Source organism: Oligella urethralis DSM 7531, from assembly GCF_000372065.1.
Lineage (GTDB): Bacteria > Pseudomonadota > Gammaproteobacteria > Burkholderiales > Burkholderiaceae_B > Oligella > Oligella urethralis.
Window position 1 is genome coordinate 248,549 of sequence record NZ_AQVB01000001.1, and the last position, 16,675, is coordinate 265,223.

Here is a 16,675-nt window from a genome sequence, read left to right on the forward strand (position 1 = left end):
CGGCAAGTTCCAGCTAGCGTCCGAGAATCATTTCAAAGACAAAGCGCGAACCGGTATAGGCTAACATCAATAAAAAGAAGCCTAGTAAATTCCAACGTAGGGCGATGCGGCCGCGCCAGCCCCAGATGACTCGGCCACTCAGTAGAAAGGCAAAGACCAGCCAAGCTAATAGCGTAAAAAAGGTCTTATGGTCATGGGGTAAGAGCTGATGATAGTAGTGCCATGAGACCCAGCTACCGGTAGCAATGGAGAGGGTTAATAGGGCAAAGCCGATCCAAACCAGTCTGAACAAAAGACGCTCTTGCAGTAGTAAAGGCGGTTGCGCATCCACTAAGCGATTTAAAAACTTTTGTTTGGAATCAAAATCATGTGGCGTATGTAAGTAGCGGTCAAGCGCCGTGGTGATCAAGGCTTGCACCGTGGCAAGCGCAATCACACTATAGGCTAATAATGAAATAATCAGGTGGAAGCGGAAGATCTCGCTATTAACCTGAATCACCACACCGCTGTCAGAGGTCGGGAAAAAAGCCGGTAATAAGCAGCCTAGCGCACTACTTAGACCCAAAGGCAGTAATAATGCCTTGATGGAAACAAAATTACTTTCAATCCAGAAAATAATCATGCCAAACCAAATCGTAAGTGAAATACTTAGGGCCCAATTGATGCGTATATGATCGCTATAAAGCATCGCATAGTGGACGGCGACACCGTGCAATAGTAAAATCAGTAGCAGTGCCCAATGGCGACCTCCTCTGCTAGCGCTGAGCTCGCGGTTTTGCCAGAGGGGATACCAAATTGAGGCGGCTAGCAGTAGATACGCCAACGCAGATAGATAGTGCAATACAATATCTAGAGACATAAAGCAGAAAGGCTTCTCTTAAAAAATTAATAATACTAAGAATCATTATATACTTTTCTGCCTAACCATAGAGTGATGAATAATGCTTGATAATTTAACCAATCGTTTATCCAGAGTTGTAAAAACTATGCGTGGTCAGGCACGCCTGACTGAAGCTAACACGCAGGAGATGTTGCGAGAGGTCCGCATGGCATTGCTAGAAGCGGACGTTGCCCTACCCGTTGTAAGAGAGTTTATCCAAGAGGTCAAGGAAAAGGCCATGGGTCAGGAGGTGGTAGGTAGTCTGAACCCAGGTCAGGCCTTGGTAGGTGTCGTGAGTGATGAGTTGACGCGCATTATGGGTGGTGATTTGCCGCTCGCTGAGACCGAGTTATCACTTGCGGCGCAGCCACCAGCAGTCATTTTAATGGCCGGTTTACAGGGGGCGGGTAAAACCACGACCACGGCAAAGTTAGCACGCTTATTGCGTGAGGGTGAGCTCACTCAAAACGGCAAAAAAATCGATAAGAAAAAGGTCTTAGTGGTCAGTGCTGACGTTTATCGTCCGGCAGCGATTGAGCAGCTAAAGACGGTGGCGGCGCAGGTTGGCGTTGATTTCTTTCCTTCCGATGGTTCACAAAAGCCCTTAGATATTGCGCACAGTGCCTTAGAACATGCCAAGCGTCATTTCTACGATGTCCTAATCGTGGATACGGCCGGTCGCCTAGGTATCGATCAGGACATGATGGATGAAATCAGTGCATTACATCGCTTTTTAAAACCGGTTGAGACCTTATTTGTGGTTGATGCCATGCAGGGTCAAGATGCGGTTAATGTCGCGAAGGCTTTCTCCGATGTGTTGCCTTTAACCGGCGTGGTGATGACAAAGCTTGACGGTGATTCGCGCGGTGGTGCGGCCCTTTCTGTGCGTCATGTAACGGGTAAGCCGCTGAAGTTTGTCGGTACCTCGGAAAAGCTAGACGGTTTAGAAATTTTCTATCCTGAGCGTATGGCGCAGCGTGTGCTAGGGATGGGCGACATTCTCTCGCTGGTTGAGCAGACGAAGCGCAATATTGATATCGCCGAAGCGGAGAAAATGGCCGCTAAGCTTAAAAAGGGCGATAAATTTGATTTAAATGACTTTTTGGATCAATTGCAGCAAGTCAAAAAAATGGGCGATATGGGCTCCATTATGGAGAAATTACCGGCGCAATTTTCTGCCATGGCGGGTCAATTACAAGGCGGTGAGGCTGAAAAGCAGTTGCGTCGTACCGAAGGCATTATTAATTCCATGACCCTTGAGGAGCGCTCAAAGCCCGAGATCTTAAAGGCTTCACGTAAGCAGCGTATTGCTAAGGGGGCGGGCGTACAGGTGCAAGAGGTAAACCGCTTATTAAAGCAGTTTGAACAGATGCAAACCATGATGAAGCAATTCAAAAAGGGCGGTATGCAAAAAATGATGCGTGCGCTTGGTGGCTTAGGCGGTCTGGGAGGCTTGATGGGTGGTGGTGCAGGAGGTCTACCCGGTATGGGTGGTGGTCTGTCTGGCTTAGCTGGCATGGGACGTAACCGTAGCGGTAGTACTAAGCGTAAGCGTCGCCGCTAGTCGAGAAGTACTCATGGTCTGCACGGTCTGCCGTGTTGACTGTGCAAGACAAAAGCCCTAAGCAATCACTTACTTAGGGCTTTATTTAATTAAACGCTATCCTATTTTGGGATACGTAGAACCTGACCTGGGTAGATTTTATCTGGATGGCTAAGCATGGGCTTATTAGCCTCAAAAATCTTCATGTAGTCGTTGGCATTACCATATTGCTCTTTAGCAATTTTGGATAGGGTATCACCGGATTTTACAGTGTAGAAATTAGACTCGCCCTCATTGCTTGCAGCCTCTAGCTGATTATCAACCTCTGCAACACCGATCGTATTACCTAAGGCAACGGCAATTTTTTCAGCGGTTGCAGCATCGGCAGCCTTACCCTTGACCACTACCTTATCACCATCAACCGCAATATCTAAGCCCTCAGCATTTAAGCCGTGCTTATCTAACTCTTTTTTAAGCTCGTCAGCAGTCGCTGCTTTTGCTTCACTACCACCAAATAGCTTCTCACCAACGTTTTTAACAAAGCTGATTAAACCCATTATTTGCTCCTTTTGTCATTGAATAAATAGTCGCTTCAAAGAAAACGACTAGTTTGATTCTAGCAAATTGTTTTGTAACTAAAGTATTAATTGGTTATTAAATTTCAGCGAGTATCGTTTAGCTAGTGATGCTTTATAGCGTAGCGAATTTATCCGTGGCATCTAATAAAGCAGCTAAAATTCCGGGTTCATTAAAGGCATGACCCGCATCCGGAATTAAGTGAAAGGCGGCATGAGGCATGGCCTTAGACAGCTCCCAAGCAGTTTTAGCAGGGGTGCAGCAATCATAGCGCCCTTGGATAATAATGGTTGGAATATCAGCTAATCGGTGTGCGTCACGCAACAACTGACCCTCCTCCATAAAGCCCGCATGCTTGAAATAGTGATTTTCAATACGAGCAAAACTGAGGACCGCATCCCGATCAGCAAGCGTCAGTGCTTTGGCGGCTGTAGGTAGGAGGGAGATGGTATTACTTTCCCATTGCGCCCAAGCATACGCACAGCGAAGTTGCTCATCTTCATCGTTGCCCGTTAGGCGACGATGATAAGCGCTGACCAGATCACCATGTTCGGCTGCTGGAATGGGGGCGAGGTATTTTTCCCATTCATCAGGGAAAATAAAGCTAGCACCGGATTGATAAAACCATTGAACCTCTTCTTTACGCAGTGTAAAGATGCCACGCAGAATCAATCCCTTGACCCGATTTGGATGCGCTTGGGCATAGGCTAAGGCTAGGGTAGAACCCCAGGAACCACCAAACACAACATATTGATCGACCTGGAGGATCTCTGCGCGCAAGCGTTCCATATCACTTATCAGCTGTGGTGTCGTGTTATTTTCCAGTGAGGCGGTGGGTTTGGAGCGCCCACAACCGCGCTGATCAAATAATAAAATATGGTAGCGCTCAGGATCAAAAAGCTGTCGATGTTGAGGGCTGCAGCCAGCACCCGGGCCGCCATGCAAAAAGATAAGTGGTTGACCCTGGGGGTTGCCGCAGAGCTCCCAATAAACTTGGTGACCCTCACCAGTGTCTAAAAAGCCGTGTCGATAGGGCTTAATGGGTGGATACATGGCTTAAGCCTTTTTCTCAAAAATTAAATCCCACACACCGTAACCTAAATTAAGACCACGATTTTCAAACTTGGTTAAGGGGCGGTAATCTGGTCGTGGCGCAAAGTCGGGATAACGATTTTTTAGTGCCTCTTCATGGCTCAGCACCTCAAGCATTTGCATCGCATAATCTTCCCAATCGGTAGCGCAATGCAAATAGCCACCGGGCTTGATGCGGCTCACCAGTTGCTTAATAAAGGGTGATTGTACGAGGCGACGCTTATGGTGACGCTTCTTAGGCCATGGATCGGGGAAGTAAATATGTACCCCGTCAAGGGAATCGGGCGCTAGCATATGATTAACCACATCCACCGCATCATGCTGAATAATGCGGATGTTAGTTATGCCCTCGTCCTCAATGCGATTGAGTAAGGAACCGACACCGCCCGAAAACACCTCCACCCCGATAAAGTTTTTATCCGCCGCAGCGGTAGCGATTTTGGCGGTGGTTTCGCCCATGCCGAAACCGATTTCTAGTACCGTCGCGGCCTGACGACCAAAGATCTCCTCATACTGAATAAAGCCTGGTTGATAGCGCAGGCACCAACGCTCGTAGAGCTCGCCATTTAGCGCACGGCGTTGACCGGGGGTAATATGGGTGCTCCGATGGACATAGCTTTTAATGTGACCCCAGTCCTTTTTTTCCTCGGTCTCTGCGGGCGTTGTTGGTGTTGTGTCCATGTGATCATGTGTTTGCATATAAAACCTCAAGGACTTAGAGAATGCGCATGCCAGGCTCGGCACCCTCAAAGGGTTCTAATACATAAAAACCGGGGTTTTGCTTGCTATCTGCGTGTGCCGCTGACAGCACCATGCCCTCAGACAGGCCAAATTTCATTTTGCGTGGCGCTAGGTTCGCTACCACGACGGTCAGTTTGCCGATTAATTGCTCGGGCTGATACATGGATTTGATGCCAGAGAATACTTGACGATGGCGACCCTCACCCAGATCCAGGGTTAAGCGTAGCAGCTTATCAGCCCCTTCGACCGCGGCACAATCAATGATTTTCGCAATACGTAAGTCCACCTTTAGAAAATCATCGTAGCTGATGGTGGGTGCAATTGCTTCGCCGCCAGGCTTGACCTCGTCGGTGGGGGCGGTGGCGGTAGGGCTTGCCTCAATCGCTAGTAGCTCGTCTAAATGCTTTTCCTCAACGCGCTTCATCAAGTGCTTAAACGTTGCAATGGCGGTCGGTAGTTCGGCTGCATCAGACCAAATAAAATCGCGTCCTAGGCCAAACAACTCCTTGGCAACATGTGAAGCTAATTCTGGCAGTACTGGCGCTAAGAGTACGGATAGTGCTTTAAAGCCAGCGAGGGCGCGTGAGCAAATATCCTGTAGTTGCGCTTTTTGCTCGGCAGATGCCTCACTAATGCCCTTGGCCATTACCCAAGGTTGTGCCTGGTCAAAAGCCTGATTGATTTTATCCGCTTGCGCCATAATGGTGCGAATCGCACGCGCATATTCACGCGCCTCAAAATCGCTCACAATTTGCTCAGTTAAAGCCTGATATTCGGCCGCTAGCGCCTCTTTATCACCGAGATAATTAAGCTCACCCGCAAAGTGACGGCTGATAAAGTTCGCCGCACGGCTGGCAATATTAATATACTTACCAATTAAGTCGGCATTCACCCGAGCAATAAAATCATCAGGGTTAAAGTCAATATCTTCAACTCGGCTATTGAGCTTCGCCGCTAGATAGTAGCGGAGCCACTCAGGATTCATGCCGATATCCAGATAGCGTAGCGGCGAAATGCCGGTGCCACGGCTCTTGGACATTTTCTCCCCACTGACGGTAATAAAGCCATGTACATTTAGCCCGTCAGGTACCTTGCGCCCTGAAAACTTCAGCATGGCTGGCCAGAACAAGGTGTGGAAGTAGACGATATCCTTACCGATAAAGTGATATTGTTCAGTATCAGAGTCCGGTGCTTGGAGCGCATCAAAATCAAGACCGACCTTATCGCAATAGGCTTTGAAGGCGGCCAGATAACCGACTGGTGCATCCAACCACACATAGAAATACTTGCCCGGCGCATCCGGGATTTCAATCCCGAAATAGGGCGCATCACGTGAAATATCCCAGTCATCTAGCTTACTTTCTTCTAAGCTGGTACCGAGCCATTCGCGGGTTTTAGCTAAGACCTCGGATTGTAAACGTGGCTTACCTTGGGCGTTGTTGCTCTGCGTCCACTGTAAGAGAAACTCCACGCAGCGCGGATCCGATAAATTAAAGAAGAAATGCTCGGAACTTTTTAGTACGGGTGTGGTCCCGGTTAGGGTGGAGTAGGGGTTAATCAGTTCAGTGGGTGAATAGGCGGTACTACAATGCTCACAGGCATCGCCATACTGATCCTTGGCGTGGCAGCTCGGGCATTCACCCTTAATGTAGCGATCCGGTAAAAACATGCCTTTCATAGGATCGTAGAATTGCTCAATGCTTCGCTGACTAATTAGACCCGCTTGCTTGAGCTCCTTATAAATGGTTTGGGAGAGCTCGGTATTTTCTGGGCTGTGGGTATTATGCCAATGGTCAAACTTAATATGAAAACCATCTAAGTACTTTGGCCGTTCGGCAGCGATGCGGGAGATCAGCTCCTCGGGGCTGATGCCTTCACTTTCGGCCTTGAGCATAATGGGTGCGCCATGCGCATCATCCGCACAAACAAAGTGTACTGTGTGACCGGACATTCGTAATGCTCTAACCCAGATATCAGCCTGTATATACTCCATAATATGACCGATGTGAAACGAACCGTTGGCGTAGGGTAGAGCCGTTGTAACGAATAAAGTGCGAGACATAGATTTTAAAAAGCAAAAAAATAAAGGATTAAGGAATTAATCCTTTATTCTAATCTATTGAGCTTGGATAATTTGAGGAAAGGGCTAGATTTGCAGAAGAGAGTCGCTATCTAATCTCACGGAATTCGACATCGGTGATCTCAGACTCTGGCGGTCGTGTAAAATTATCCGATTGACGACCGTATTTATATTGATAACGTGAGGTAAAATTTGCTGTTCTGGTACGAGCACGTTGTCTTTGTTCGTGCCAAAACTGGCGTGCAGAAAATGACTTACCGCGGAGGCGATTGATGATATATAAAGCAGCTACCCCGATAAGCAGTGTAAAAATAAATGTAAAGGCCAATACCAAACCGATAAGGGTGATGGTAATAAAGGCTATATTAGCCAATAAGCTTTGAAAAAAGTTTTTCATGTTACGAAATACTCCGTGTAATGATCTGGTTTTCGTAGTCTAAATAGCTACAATCATGCTATTAATAATTAATTCTACTTTATAAATTTGGAAAATCTTTAGAATGAACGCAGAACTTGCAACCTTATACAGTCGCTTACAAAAAGAGTTAGTGGACCCCGTTTTAGGTATCAATATCGGCCATAAAATTAAAGAGCGCGATCTCAGCTTAAAAAAGGGCATGATGTCTTTAATTAAGGGCTCCACCCTACATTTCAAGTTCGAGCCGGGTTATTTTTTAGGTGAGGATAAGCAAAAGGTCCTGATCCATATTCGTCAAATCGCCCAGGAGTGCGGTTTTCCCGAGATCGAGATTGAGTGGTCAGATACCATTCGTAGCCATGTGGTGCAGGGTGGTCTCAAGCCCCTGAAAGCTGTCAAAAATATTGTGGCTGTTTCCTCCGGTAAAGGGGGGGTGGGTAAAAGCACGACCTCGACGAATATTGCTTTAGCGCTATGCCAAGCCGGTGCCCGGGTGGGGATTTTAGATGCGGATGTGTACGGCCCCAGCCAGCCCTTAATTTTAAATATCGAAGACGCCAAAATTGAAAGCGTGGATGAGAGTCAGGGCGGTGGCATGAAGCCGCAGGAGGCTTATGGCTTAGCAGTGAACTCCATTGGTTTTATGCTCGAGACTGACGCCCCTGCGATTTTACGTGGGCCCATGGTAGCGCAGGCGGTTGAGCAGATGCTTAATCAGACCGCTTGGCCTCAATTGGACTATTTAATTATTGATATGCCGCCGGGCACGGGTGATATTGCCTTGACCCTTTCGCAAAAGGCACCGCTAACCGGTTCGGTGGTGGTGACAACGCCGCAGGACGTGGCCTTATTGGATGCGCGCAAGGGTTTACGCATGTTCCAGCGGGTTAATGTACCTATTCTCGGGGTGGTGGAAAATATGAGCGTACATGTTTGTAGTCATTGCGGTCATGCGGAGCATATCTTTGGTGAAGAGGGTGGTAAAAACATGGCGCAGGAGCTTGAAGTGCCATGGTTAGGTGCATTGCCATTAAGTCGTGCGGTACGTGAACAAACGGATGCTGGTCAGCCAACGGTGGTTTCTGACCCCGAATCGGAAGCTGCTAAGCGTTATCATTTGATTGCGCGTCGCCTTGCCTATAATATTTCCGAATTGCCTATCGACCGAAGCGGTGCTTTCCCCAAAGTAGTTGTGGAAAATCTTTAATCCTAAACCAAGTCACTTAACGTTGATTACGCATGGCATTTAAGAGCAATACGCTGCCCAACTTATCTCGTCTTTTTTTAGTGGGAGCGCTTAGTTTAGGCTTCGCAGAGCGTGCCCTGAGCGAGTCCGACTCGATGAGTGGGCCGATTTATGAGCGCGAACGTCAATTGGTTGCAGCCAAAGAGGCTGAGCGAGAGAGGGCAGCAGAGGTGCACGCCCTGGAGATTGAAAATGCCGAGGCCAAGATCAAGGTGCCTGAAGTGATCATTATGCCTGGTGGGCTTAGTCCCGAAGATCTAGAGGTGGTGGATGCCGCCATTTCTTCGGTGGTGCGTCAGGCCGATGATCAGGATAGTCGTGAGGCCGATAGGATTCGCCGGCGCGGTCGAGATGCGGTGCTATCTTCCTTGGCCACCCGAGGCTATTTTGACCCTAAGGTGACCTTGGAGGTAGGTGAGGACTTTGAGGGTGAAACCTGGGATATTAGTATTGAGCCTGGCGAGCTCACGCATGTCAATCGTGTCTCCAATGAGTTTAGCGGCACCATTGCTAAGTCATCTAGCTATCAGCAACGGATTGAGGAACTACGCCAGGGTTGGGGCTTGCCTAAGGGTAAGGTCTTTATTAATAAGGTCTGGAGTAGTTCTAAGAACTCGCTCTTACAAGCGGTGGCAAGTCAGGACTTTTATCTGGCTCGGATGACTCATTCACAGGCCTTGATTGATCCTGATGAAGCCACAGCGGATTTAAGCACGGTGATTGATAGTGGACCAGCCGTGCGTTTAGGTCACACGGAGGTACAGGGCTTACGGCGGGTGCCGATAAGTTTAATTCGGCGTTATATACGCTATGAGCCGGGTGAGGAGTTTTCTCAGGAAAAGCTAGACGAATGGCAGCAGACCTTACAATCCACCAATTTTTTTCGTGGTGCCTTTGTCACGATTAAAAAGCCCGACGATCCAGCGATTTACGAGCAGGACGAAGCGGTCTTGCCTGTTTTGGTGCGCGTCACTGAGGGGCCAGCCCGCATTATGTCCGCTGCGGTGGGTATTGATGAGGTGAACACCTTCCGGGTTGAGGGCGTATACCGTCAAAATGTGGTGTGGAATCAAGCGGTGACCATGGAGGCTGGTGCTAGTCTGGGACTTAAGGAGCAGCGCGGTTATTTTGATATTTACCGAGCACCGAACTACGATGGGACGGTTGATAGTTTCGGTATTATGGCGCGCCATTCGGATTACTCGGATGAGGAGGTCAGTCGCGCTGCCTTGGGTTGGAAACGTACCCATGAATTTAAATTGGATCCGGCCAGTCGGGTCGAGTTTGAGAGTCGTTATTCGGCAGCGATTGCTTATGATTCGGTCAAGCGTAAAGGGCAGCCTAAATTTGAATTGCCTAATGCGGTGTTGACCTACGATTTATTGCGCCGTGATGTGGATAGTAAATTCGATCCGCGATCTGGTAATTTAATTGTCTTAGGTTTGGGTGTCGGCGCTGATTTGGAGCGTGGCGATCCCTTTGCGCGGACTTCGGTGCGTGCGCAGCAATGGTGGCCGATAGGGCGTCGGGATAATATCACGGTACGAGCCGAGCTTGGCTATGTGCATGCTAAAGATAGCACCCGAATCCCCGATGATTTCGGCTATCGTACTGGGGGCGCAGGCTCAATTCGTGGTTATCGCTACTTTGGTATTGGTGAGCGCTCCTATAAAAGTATCATTGGTACCCGTGCGCTAGCGGTAGCGAGTGTGGAGTACACCCATTATTTTAATAATACTTTCGGCATGGCCTATTTTGTGGATGCTGGTGATGCTGCACGTAAGTTTAAAGATATGAAGTTGCATCTAGGTACCGGAGTGGGCGCAAGGGTTAAAACACCCGCTGGTCCGCTCTTTTTTGATATTGCCTATGGCCATCGTGATCGCAAAATACGTTGGCATTTCTCCTTAGGTATGGCGTTCTAAACAAAAGAAGATGATGAGTTTTTTTAGATTTACTTGGCTCCGCCTTATCGCTGCTATTTTGATCCTGCTGTTCACGGCTTTAGCCTTGTTGGTGGGCACGCAGTCTGGCAGTCGCTGGCTGTTAAATACCGTGATGGCACAGATTAATGGGCGAATGCTACAGATTGAAGGTACCATCTGGAGCGGTATTGAGAGTAAAGAATTGGAGGTGGTTACGCCATCGCTCAAGGTGGTTGCCAAGGACAATGCCTTAGCAGTTAATTGGTTGAGTTTGTTGCGAGCGCGCTTAGAGGTTGAGCATCTAGTTAGTGGTGATTTAAGTCTTGAGCTTTTTCCAACGGGGCCTAAAGCTGAGGAAGAACCGGCTGATGAGTTAAGTCTCCCGATTAGTATCCAAGTTAATCGGGTTTCGGTCGGTAAATTTACCATGACCGATGCGCAGGGCAAGAATTTACCCGTTGGCTTGAGTAATTTTGATCTACAGAATCTAGTCTTAGATGATCGTGGGACCAAGGCTGAGCTAAAGCGCTTGACGGTGACTCATCCCGATGTGGAAAGCGAGTTAAGCGGTACCGTAGCACTAGATAAATTAGCCTATCCTTGGCCGATGCATGTGCGTCTAGATACGGTGAATCAGGGGCTACATACCCAGTCTCCGTTGTGCGTAAACTACCTGCTCGGCAAAACAGGCGATATGCGTATTCAAACCCGTTGTCAGGTAGATGCGATGGTACAGGCCGATGGTGGTTTGGACGATTTGGCGTTGCAAATTAAAGCCAATGGGGTAGAGCAGGGTTTGGATTTAAACCTTGATGCCGGACTAGATATTGAGTCCACCATTCCTTTAACAAAGGCCGTGATTGATTTAACGGTGGCAAAGGATATGCGCTTGGAGGCGGATATTCATTCCGTGCCCTTAGCGTCTAGTGATGTGAGCGTAGAAGCCGATAAAAAAGTCCCACGTCGTTTAGAAGGGACGTTGAAGACGGATAAATTTGTGTTGGATCTAGTGCAGGACGGTTCACGTTTAGATTCAGCCTTTGATTTTGCAGTGGATGTGGATGCGCATGCTAAGCCCCAATCTTTGCTGTTTAAGGGTGGTATTTTCCGCGGCAGTCGTTGGAATTCCGAGGCTTTAAATGGCGGGATTAATATTGATTTGGATTTTAGCGAGGTGTTTCCAGAACCAGAGATAACGGCTTGGGACAAACTAAGTGTTAATCGTGCTGATATTTTATTGCGTTTAGGTACTAATCGTATTGAGTCCAAGGGGCAGTTTGGTCGCTCGGAAACCGCCCATGAGGGTTTACAGTTAGATGTGGATTTGCAGGATTTATCGCAAGTGACACCCACAGCCGCTGGTCGTGCAGCATTTAAACTGAATATGTTGGGTAGTCTTAGTGCGCATGATATGAAAGCGCAATTGCATTATGAACCAGCAGTGGCTGCTGCTAGTTCAGCTGCGGTGCCACAGGAAGGCTTGGGCAAAGCACCACTGGATATGCATTTTGATTTAAAAGGTCAATTAAGTAGTGCAGCGGGTCGCTATCAATGGCAGGCTGATTTGGATCAATTACAAGCCTCCCACGCTGGCTTTAAGCTCGCGCAACAGGATACGCTGGATCTAAGCTTTAAGCAAACGGCAGATGATTTTTTACTGGCGATTGGTACGGTCGATTTGGCCTTAACCATGCCCGGCGAGCATGAGGGCACGGTACATCATCATCGCACCACGCTGAGTGCAAATTCATGGGCCAGCAAGGGGGATTTTAAGAATCTGACGCTGGCTAATCAACTCATGCAATTAGTCGGGCTGGAGCCTAAGTTAGATGCCCGTTTAGCCGCCCTGGAAGCGCAGCCACTGGCCGCCTTAAAGGCGCCTGAACGTAAAGCGCAGCAGCAGACCTTGGCGCAACTGCGTAAAACGATGGCAGCGCAACGCGGGGTTCAGGCCATTAGCTATGATGGGGAGTGGGATTTAAAAGCACAGCCGGAAGTGACGGGGACACTGCATTTACAACGCCAAAGCGGTGCCACCATCCTGCCTTTAGTGCACCCTTTGCCTTTAGATTTTAAGCAAATAAGCATTAATTTAGCACCAGCCTTGAGTGAAGAAGGGGCTAAGCAATTAGTGATTAAGGCCGCAGCTGAGGGTGAGCAGTCGGCGCTAACTGCCGATCTGAGCCTTGAAAGAGGCTTTGCCATGGCCTTGAGTCAAGCGAGCATCCACGTAGACAGTACAGATAAGGCATCGTTAACGGTGGATATTGATACCACCCCCGACCTTAGTCAACATCAAGTAAGGCAATGGCTTGCTCGTATTGAGGCGAGCGAGTTTGACTTAAGTGCCTTTAGCTTGGGGCAGTTACCGCAGCAGTCCACCTTAAATTTAGAGGGGACGGTGGCGACGACTGTGTTGCAAGGAGTGCAAATCTTAAGGCTACAACCTGATCTGAAAATTAAGCCAGGTAGTCGTTGGAATAGGCAGGATTTAAGTGGTCAAATTAAAGCCGAGGTGGATTTGGCAGGGGTCTTTGCCTTGCCGCAGCAAATTGCTTTAGATAAGGCCCTCGCTACACCGAAGTGGTATCAGCTTAAACTCAATCACGTGGATACGGTGATTGATTTAGCGCAGTCGAAAATTGTGTTACATGGGGATGTGGGTCAGCCTGAGAGTGAGCTTAAGTTAACTGCAGAGATACCTGTTTTGGCGCAATGGTGGCCGCAGACGCCGGGTCAGGCACAGTTGGATTTGACGCTTCGAGGTGATGTTGAGCAGCATAGTTTAAGTATAAATGGTCTTTATGATGCCTTTTTAAGCACCGATAAAAAAGCACAGCCCTTGTTACTAGCGCTTGAAGCGGATGGTGGTGTGAGCTTTGATAGCGGGCAAGCGCAGCGCTGGGGCTTATCCTTGGCGCAGTTCAATGCCTCCTATGCCGGTATGGCGCTTAGTAATCAACAGCCGGTGCCGCTACAGTTTATGTTGCCTACCGATAAGCAGCAGTTAAGCTGGCGTGTGGGTGAGACGGAGCTGAGCTTAACTTATCCCGATGCCCGTCAAAGCCATATTTACCATCAACACAGCGAGGGGCAGGCATCCCATTGGCAGACTCAAGGATCGCTCAAGCATCTGATCGCTAGCATGACCCTCTATGAGTACTTACAGGCAGCGGCGGATAGTCTACAGCATAAGAAGGTATTAGCACCACTAGCTGCGGTGAAGCCTGAGGATGAATTGGTTTTTGATGCGGAGTGGCATTTAAAGCAAGAAGATCAACTGAGTGGTAGCTTTCAGCTACAACGTCAAGAGAGCTCCGGTTTATGGCCCTTTCCGACCCCAGTGCCCTTGGATTTTGATCACTTACAGCTAACGATTGAGGATAATCCCAATGAGGCAAGCGCTGATAATCAAGGCTTCAGCGCCGAGGGTATGCATATTGTGGCGCAAGGCGCAGGGCCGAAGTCTGAGTTAGATGCGCAGTTATATTTACACCCAGCCAGTCCCTTTATGTTGGAACGTGCGCAACTTAATTTAACGCTGCCCGACGAGTCCGAGCTGAATGCCCAAGTATTTACGGGTAGTGCCGGCAATTATTTGGAGCAGACCCGTCTATACGGTCTGTTGCAGACCAAAGGCATTCCACTAGAAAAGGTGAGTTATGGTGCGGTGCCGCCCGGCATGATAAACGGGGATATTCACTTTAATCTGTTATTGAAAGAGGATAATACACCGTTACAGGCCTATGTCACGGGTGAGTTTCAGCCCAGCAGTCGTTGGAATCGTCAGCCCTTGCAGGGCAAAATTGATGTCGGCCTTTATGTTCAAAATGAGCGTGATTTCAGTGTGAGCAAGGCCGATATTGATCTGCGTTTAGGTAAAAGTCGGATTGTCTCTGCGGGTGCTTTTGGTCAGACCGATGATCGTCTGCAATTATCGATAAAAGCACCCAGCCTGAGTGAGTTGTGGCCGGATTTACCGGGGGCGATTGATTTGGATTTACGCTTGGATGGCAGCATTAGCGATAATCATCTGAGCGCCAAGGGTCGTTTTAGTCAGGGTAATTTCAAGGAGGTGGGTAAAGCGCCCATCGACTTTGATGTGGCAGCGCATGGTGGTTGGAAAGTTTTAGCGGATGGCTATGAGGGCTGGTCTGGGGTGATCGAACGGCTTGATGTGGCGCATGCTGGCTTTGCTATTAATCAGCCGGAAAGTATTAGCTTAAGCTTTATTCCTCAAGGCGCTAATGCTAAACCCGAGTGGGATGTGGGCGCCTCAACCGTGCAGATTACTTTACCGGGCAACCATCGTATCAGCTTGGAACAAGGCGGTTCCAAAGGTAAAGACGGTAAGTTCGATAGCAAAGGGGCTATCCGTGGGCTCACACTTACCCCACAGTTATTGGAGGATGTGACGGATGCTTTTGGCATTACTTTAGGCACCGATGCGGAGGGTAAATCGCTTAACCATGGCATTATTGTGCGGGGACGCCAAACGCCGGTGACGAATCCACCGGTTTTTGATGTGGAATGGGATGTGGACTTTGATGGCGCGTTAAACGGCACCGCCGCTATTTTACATCGCCGTGGTGATTTTATTTTGCCTAGCGATCCACCAGTGGCCTTAGGCTTGCAGACGATGGATTTACGTATCCGCAGCCGGTCACAAGGCGGCACTCGTAGTTTGTTGACGGCTGATCTGAATCTAGCCACGCACTCCAAGGGGCATCTTAAAGGCAATGCGCAACTGCATTTGGACGGTTTTAGTCCGGTCTTTGATAACAGCACCCAAGCGCAGATCGTCGGTCATATGGATGATATTTCTTGGCTGACAGGCCTTACGGGCGACTTGCTGGAATTAGGTGGCCGTGTGGATGTGGATGTCAAGGCCAATTATCGAGGTGGTCGTTGGCTCACTGCAGGTGGGGTGAAAGCGCAGGATTTGCGTATTGTGGAGGTGGAAAATGGGATTCGTCTCCTCAACGGCACCTTAGATCTAGGGCTTAATGGCAATAATGTGGTAATTAATCGTCTTTACTTCCCTAGTGTGATTCGTATTGTGCCTAAAGAGTGGCGTACGCGTCAGTGGATTGAAGAAAATCCACCGGCGCAAAACGGTAGTCTCAATATCACCGGTCAATGGAATCTACAGACCTCACGTGGTAAGGTGAATGTCGTATTAGATCATTATCCTATTTTGCAACGTACGGATCGTTTTGCCATGATGAGCGGTCAGGTGGCGGTTGATGCGGCCTTACCGCGTATTGTGGTGGACGGCAAGGTGACTGCTGATGCCGGTTGGGTCAGTGTGGATATTAAAGGCACCGCACCCACCTTGGATTCGGATGTGATTGTGGTGCGTAAGGGTGAGGAAGCGCCAGTCGCTAAGCAATCCGACTTGGATTTATTGTTGAACTTTACGGTGGACTTAGGGCCGCGCTTTTATGTGGTGGGTTTTGGCTTAGATGCTGGTTTAGTCGGTGCCATTACGATTAAGCAGGCGCAGCATGAGTTAAGCGCCGAGGGTCAGTTTAATACCCGTGGGGGTGCAATTGAGGCCTATGGTCAGCGTTTGCAGATTCGTCGTGGACGCATTGCTTTCCAAGGGGATATTGCGAATCCGGTATTAGATATTGAGGCCTTGCGTCGTAATTTGGAAGTTGAAGCTGGTTTGCGGGTAGTAGGTAATGCCCGTAACCCTAAAATTACCTTAGTGTCCTATCCTGATGTGAGTGAGGTAGAAAAGCTTTCGTGGTTGATTATGGGGCGCGGACCGGATAGTAGCGGTGGGGATTTAGCGATGCTGCTCAGCGTCGGTACCTCCTTAATCGGCGGTGATCCGGAGAGTGAACCGATATATAAGCAGCTAGGGATTGATGATATTGCCATTCGCAAAGGCGATGTAGGTGAGTCTGGTTCGCTCTTGCCGCGTCGTACGGTAGGCGATAGTACCGCTTATCAGGGGCAGGATGATATTGCCGAGCAGTTTATTAAAATTACGAAGCGTCTAAAGGAAGGCATTGATTTAAGTATTGAGCAGGCCTTATCAGGCTCGGGCACCGTGGCCAGAGTGAGTTATACCCTTATTCGTAACCTCACCGTCGATGCCAAGGTTGGTACCGTAAATGGGCTGGAAATGGTCTATCGTCGTTTCTTTAGAGATTAGATTGGGCG

The 16,675-nt window shown here is 48.8% G+C and carries 10 protein-coding genes; 4 read left to right on the forward strand and 6 right to left on the reverse strand.

All coding sequences use genetic code 11. The annotated features are described in order from the left end of the window. Window positions 1-13: 13 nt before the first annotated feature. Entirely contained in the window at window positions 14-859 is an 846-nt protein-coding gene (locus A3GA_RS0101150; RefSeq protein ID WP_018025547.1) for a cytochrome C assembly family protein, read from the reverse strand. Between the two features lie 82 nt (window positions 860-941). On the opposite strand from A3GA_RS0101150, the gene ffh reads away from it, so the two are divergent. Continuing rightward, window positions 942-2,444, forward strand: coding sequence for a signal recognition particle protein (ffh, locus tag A3GA_RS0101155; RefSeq protein ID WP_018025548.1), 1,503 nt, complete (start codon window positions 942-944; stop codon window positions 2,442-2,444). Between the two features lie 101 nt (window positions 2,445-2,545). On the opposite strand, the gene lysM is transcribed toward ffh, so the two are convergent. From lysM to A3GA_RS0101180, 5 genes are all read right to left on the reverse strand, one after another. Then, complete coding sequence (gene lysM, locus A3GA_RS0101160) at window positions 2,546-2,980, reverse strand: peptidoglycan-binding protein LysM (RefSeq protein ID WP_018025549.1); 435 nt, start codon at window positions 2,978-2,980, stop codon at window positions 2,546-2,548. 133 nt (window positions 2,981-3,113) lie between these two features. After that, complete coding sequence (pip, locus tag A3GA_RS0101165) at window positions 3,114-4,052, reverse strand: prolyl aminopeptidase (protein WP_018025550.1); 939 nt, start codon at window positions 4,050-4,052, stop codon at window positions 3,114-3,116. 3 nt (window positions 4,053-4,055) lie between these two features. Further along, window positions 4,056-4,790, reverse strand: a complete 735-nt coding sequence (gene trmB, locus A3GA_RS0101170) for a tRNA (guanosine(46)-N7)-methyltransferase TrmB (protein ID WP_018025551.1) — start codon at window positions 4,788-4,790, stop codon at window positions 4,056-4,058. Window positions 4,791-4,806: 16 nt separating this feature from the next. Further along, the gene (gene metG / locus A3GA_RS0101175; RefSeq protein WP_026156728.1) at window positions 4,807-6,894 is read right to left on the reverse strand and encodes a methionine--tRNA ligase; all 2,088 of its coding nucleotides are present in this window, start codon (window positions 6,892-6,894) and stop codon (window positions 4,807-4,809) included. Window positions 6,895-7,000: 106 nt separating this feature from the next. Beyond that, window positions 7,001-7,309 (reverse strand): hypothetical protein, encoded by a 309-nt coding sequence (locus A3GA_RS0101180; protein ID WP_018025553.1) that lies wholly within the window; start codon window positions 7,307-7,309, stop codon window positions 7,001-7,003. Between the two features lie 103 nt (window positions 7,310-7,412). Between A3GA_RS0101180 and apbC the strand changes: the two genes are divergently transcribed. Genes apbC through A3GA_RS0101195 form a run of 3 tightly spaced genes read left to right on the forward strand, consistent with a single transcriptional unit; the run spans window position 7,413 to window position 16,667 of the window. After that, a complete protein-coding gene (apbC, locus tag A3GA_RS0101185; RefSeq protein WP_018025554.1) occupies window positions 7,413-8,537 on the forward strand; it encodes an iron-sulfur cluster carrier protein ApbC in 1,125 nt (374 codons plus the stop codon). A gap of 32 nt (window positions 8,538-8,569) precedes the next feature. Next, on the forward strand, window positions 8,570-10,501 hold the full coding sequence (locus A3GA_RS0101190; RefSeq protein ID WP_018025555.1) for an autotransporter assembly complex protein TamA: 1,932 nt from the start codon (window positions 8,570-8,572) through the stop codon (window positions 10,499-10,501). 10 nt (window positions 10,502-10,511) lie between these two features. After that, a complete protein-coding gene (locus A3GA_RS0101195; protein ID WP_244264031.1) occupies window positions 10,512-16,667 on the forward strand; it encodes a translocation/assembly module TamB domain-containing protein in 6,156 nt (2,051 codons plus the stop codon). Window positions 16,668-16,675: the final 8 nt, after the last annotated feature.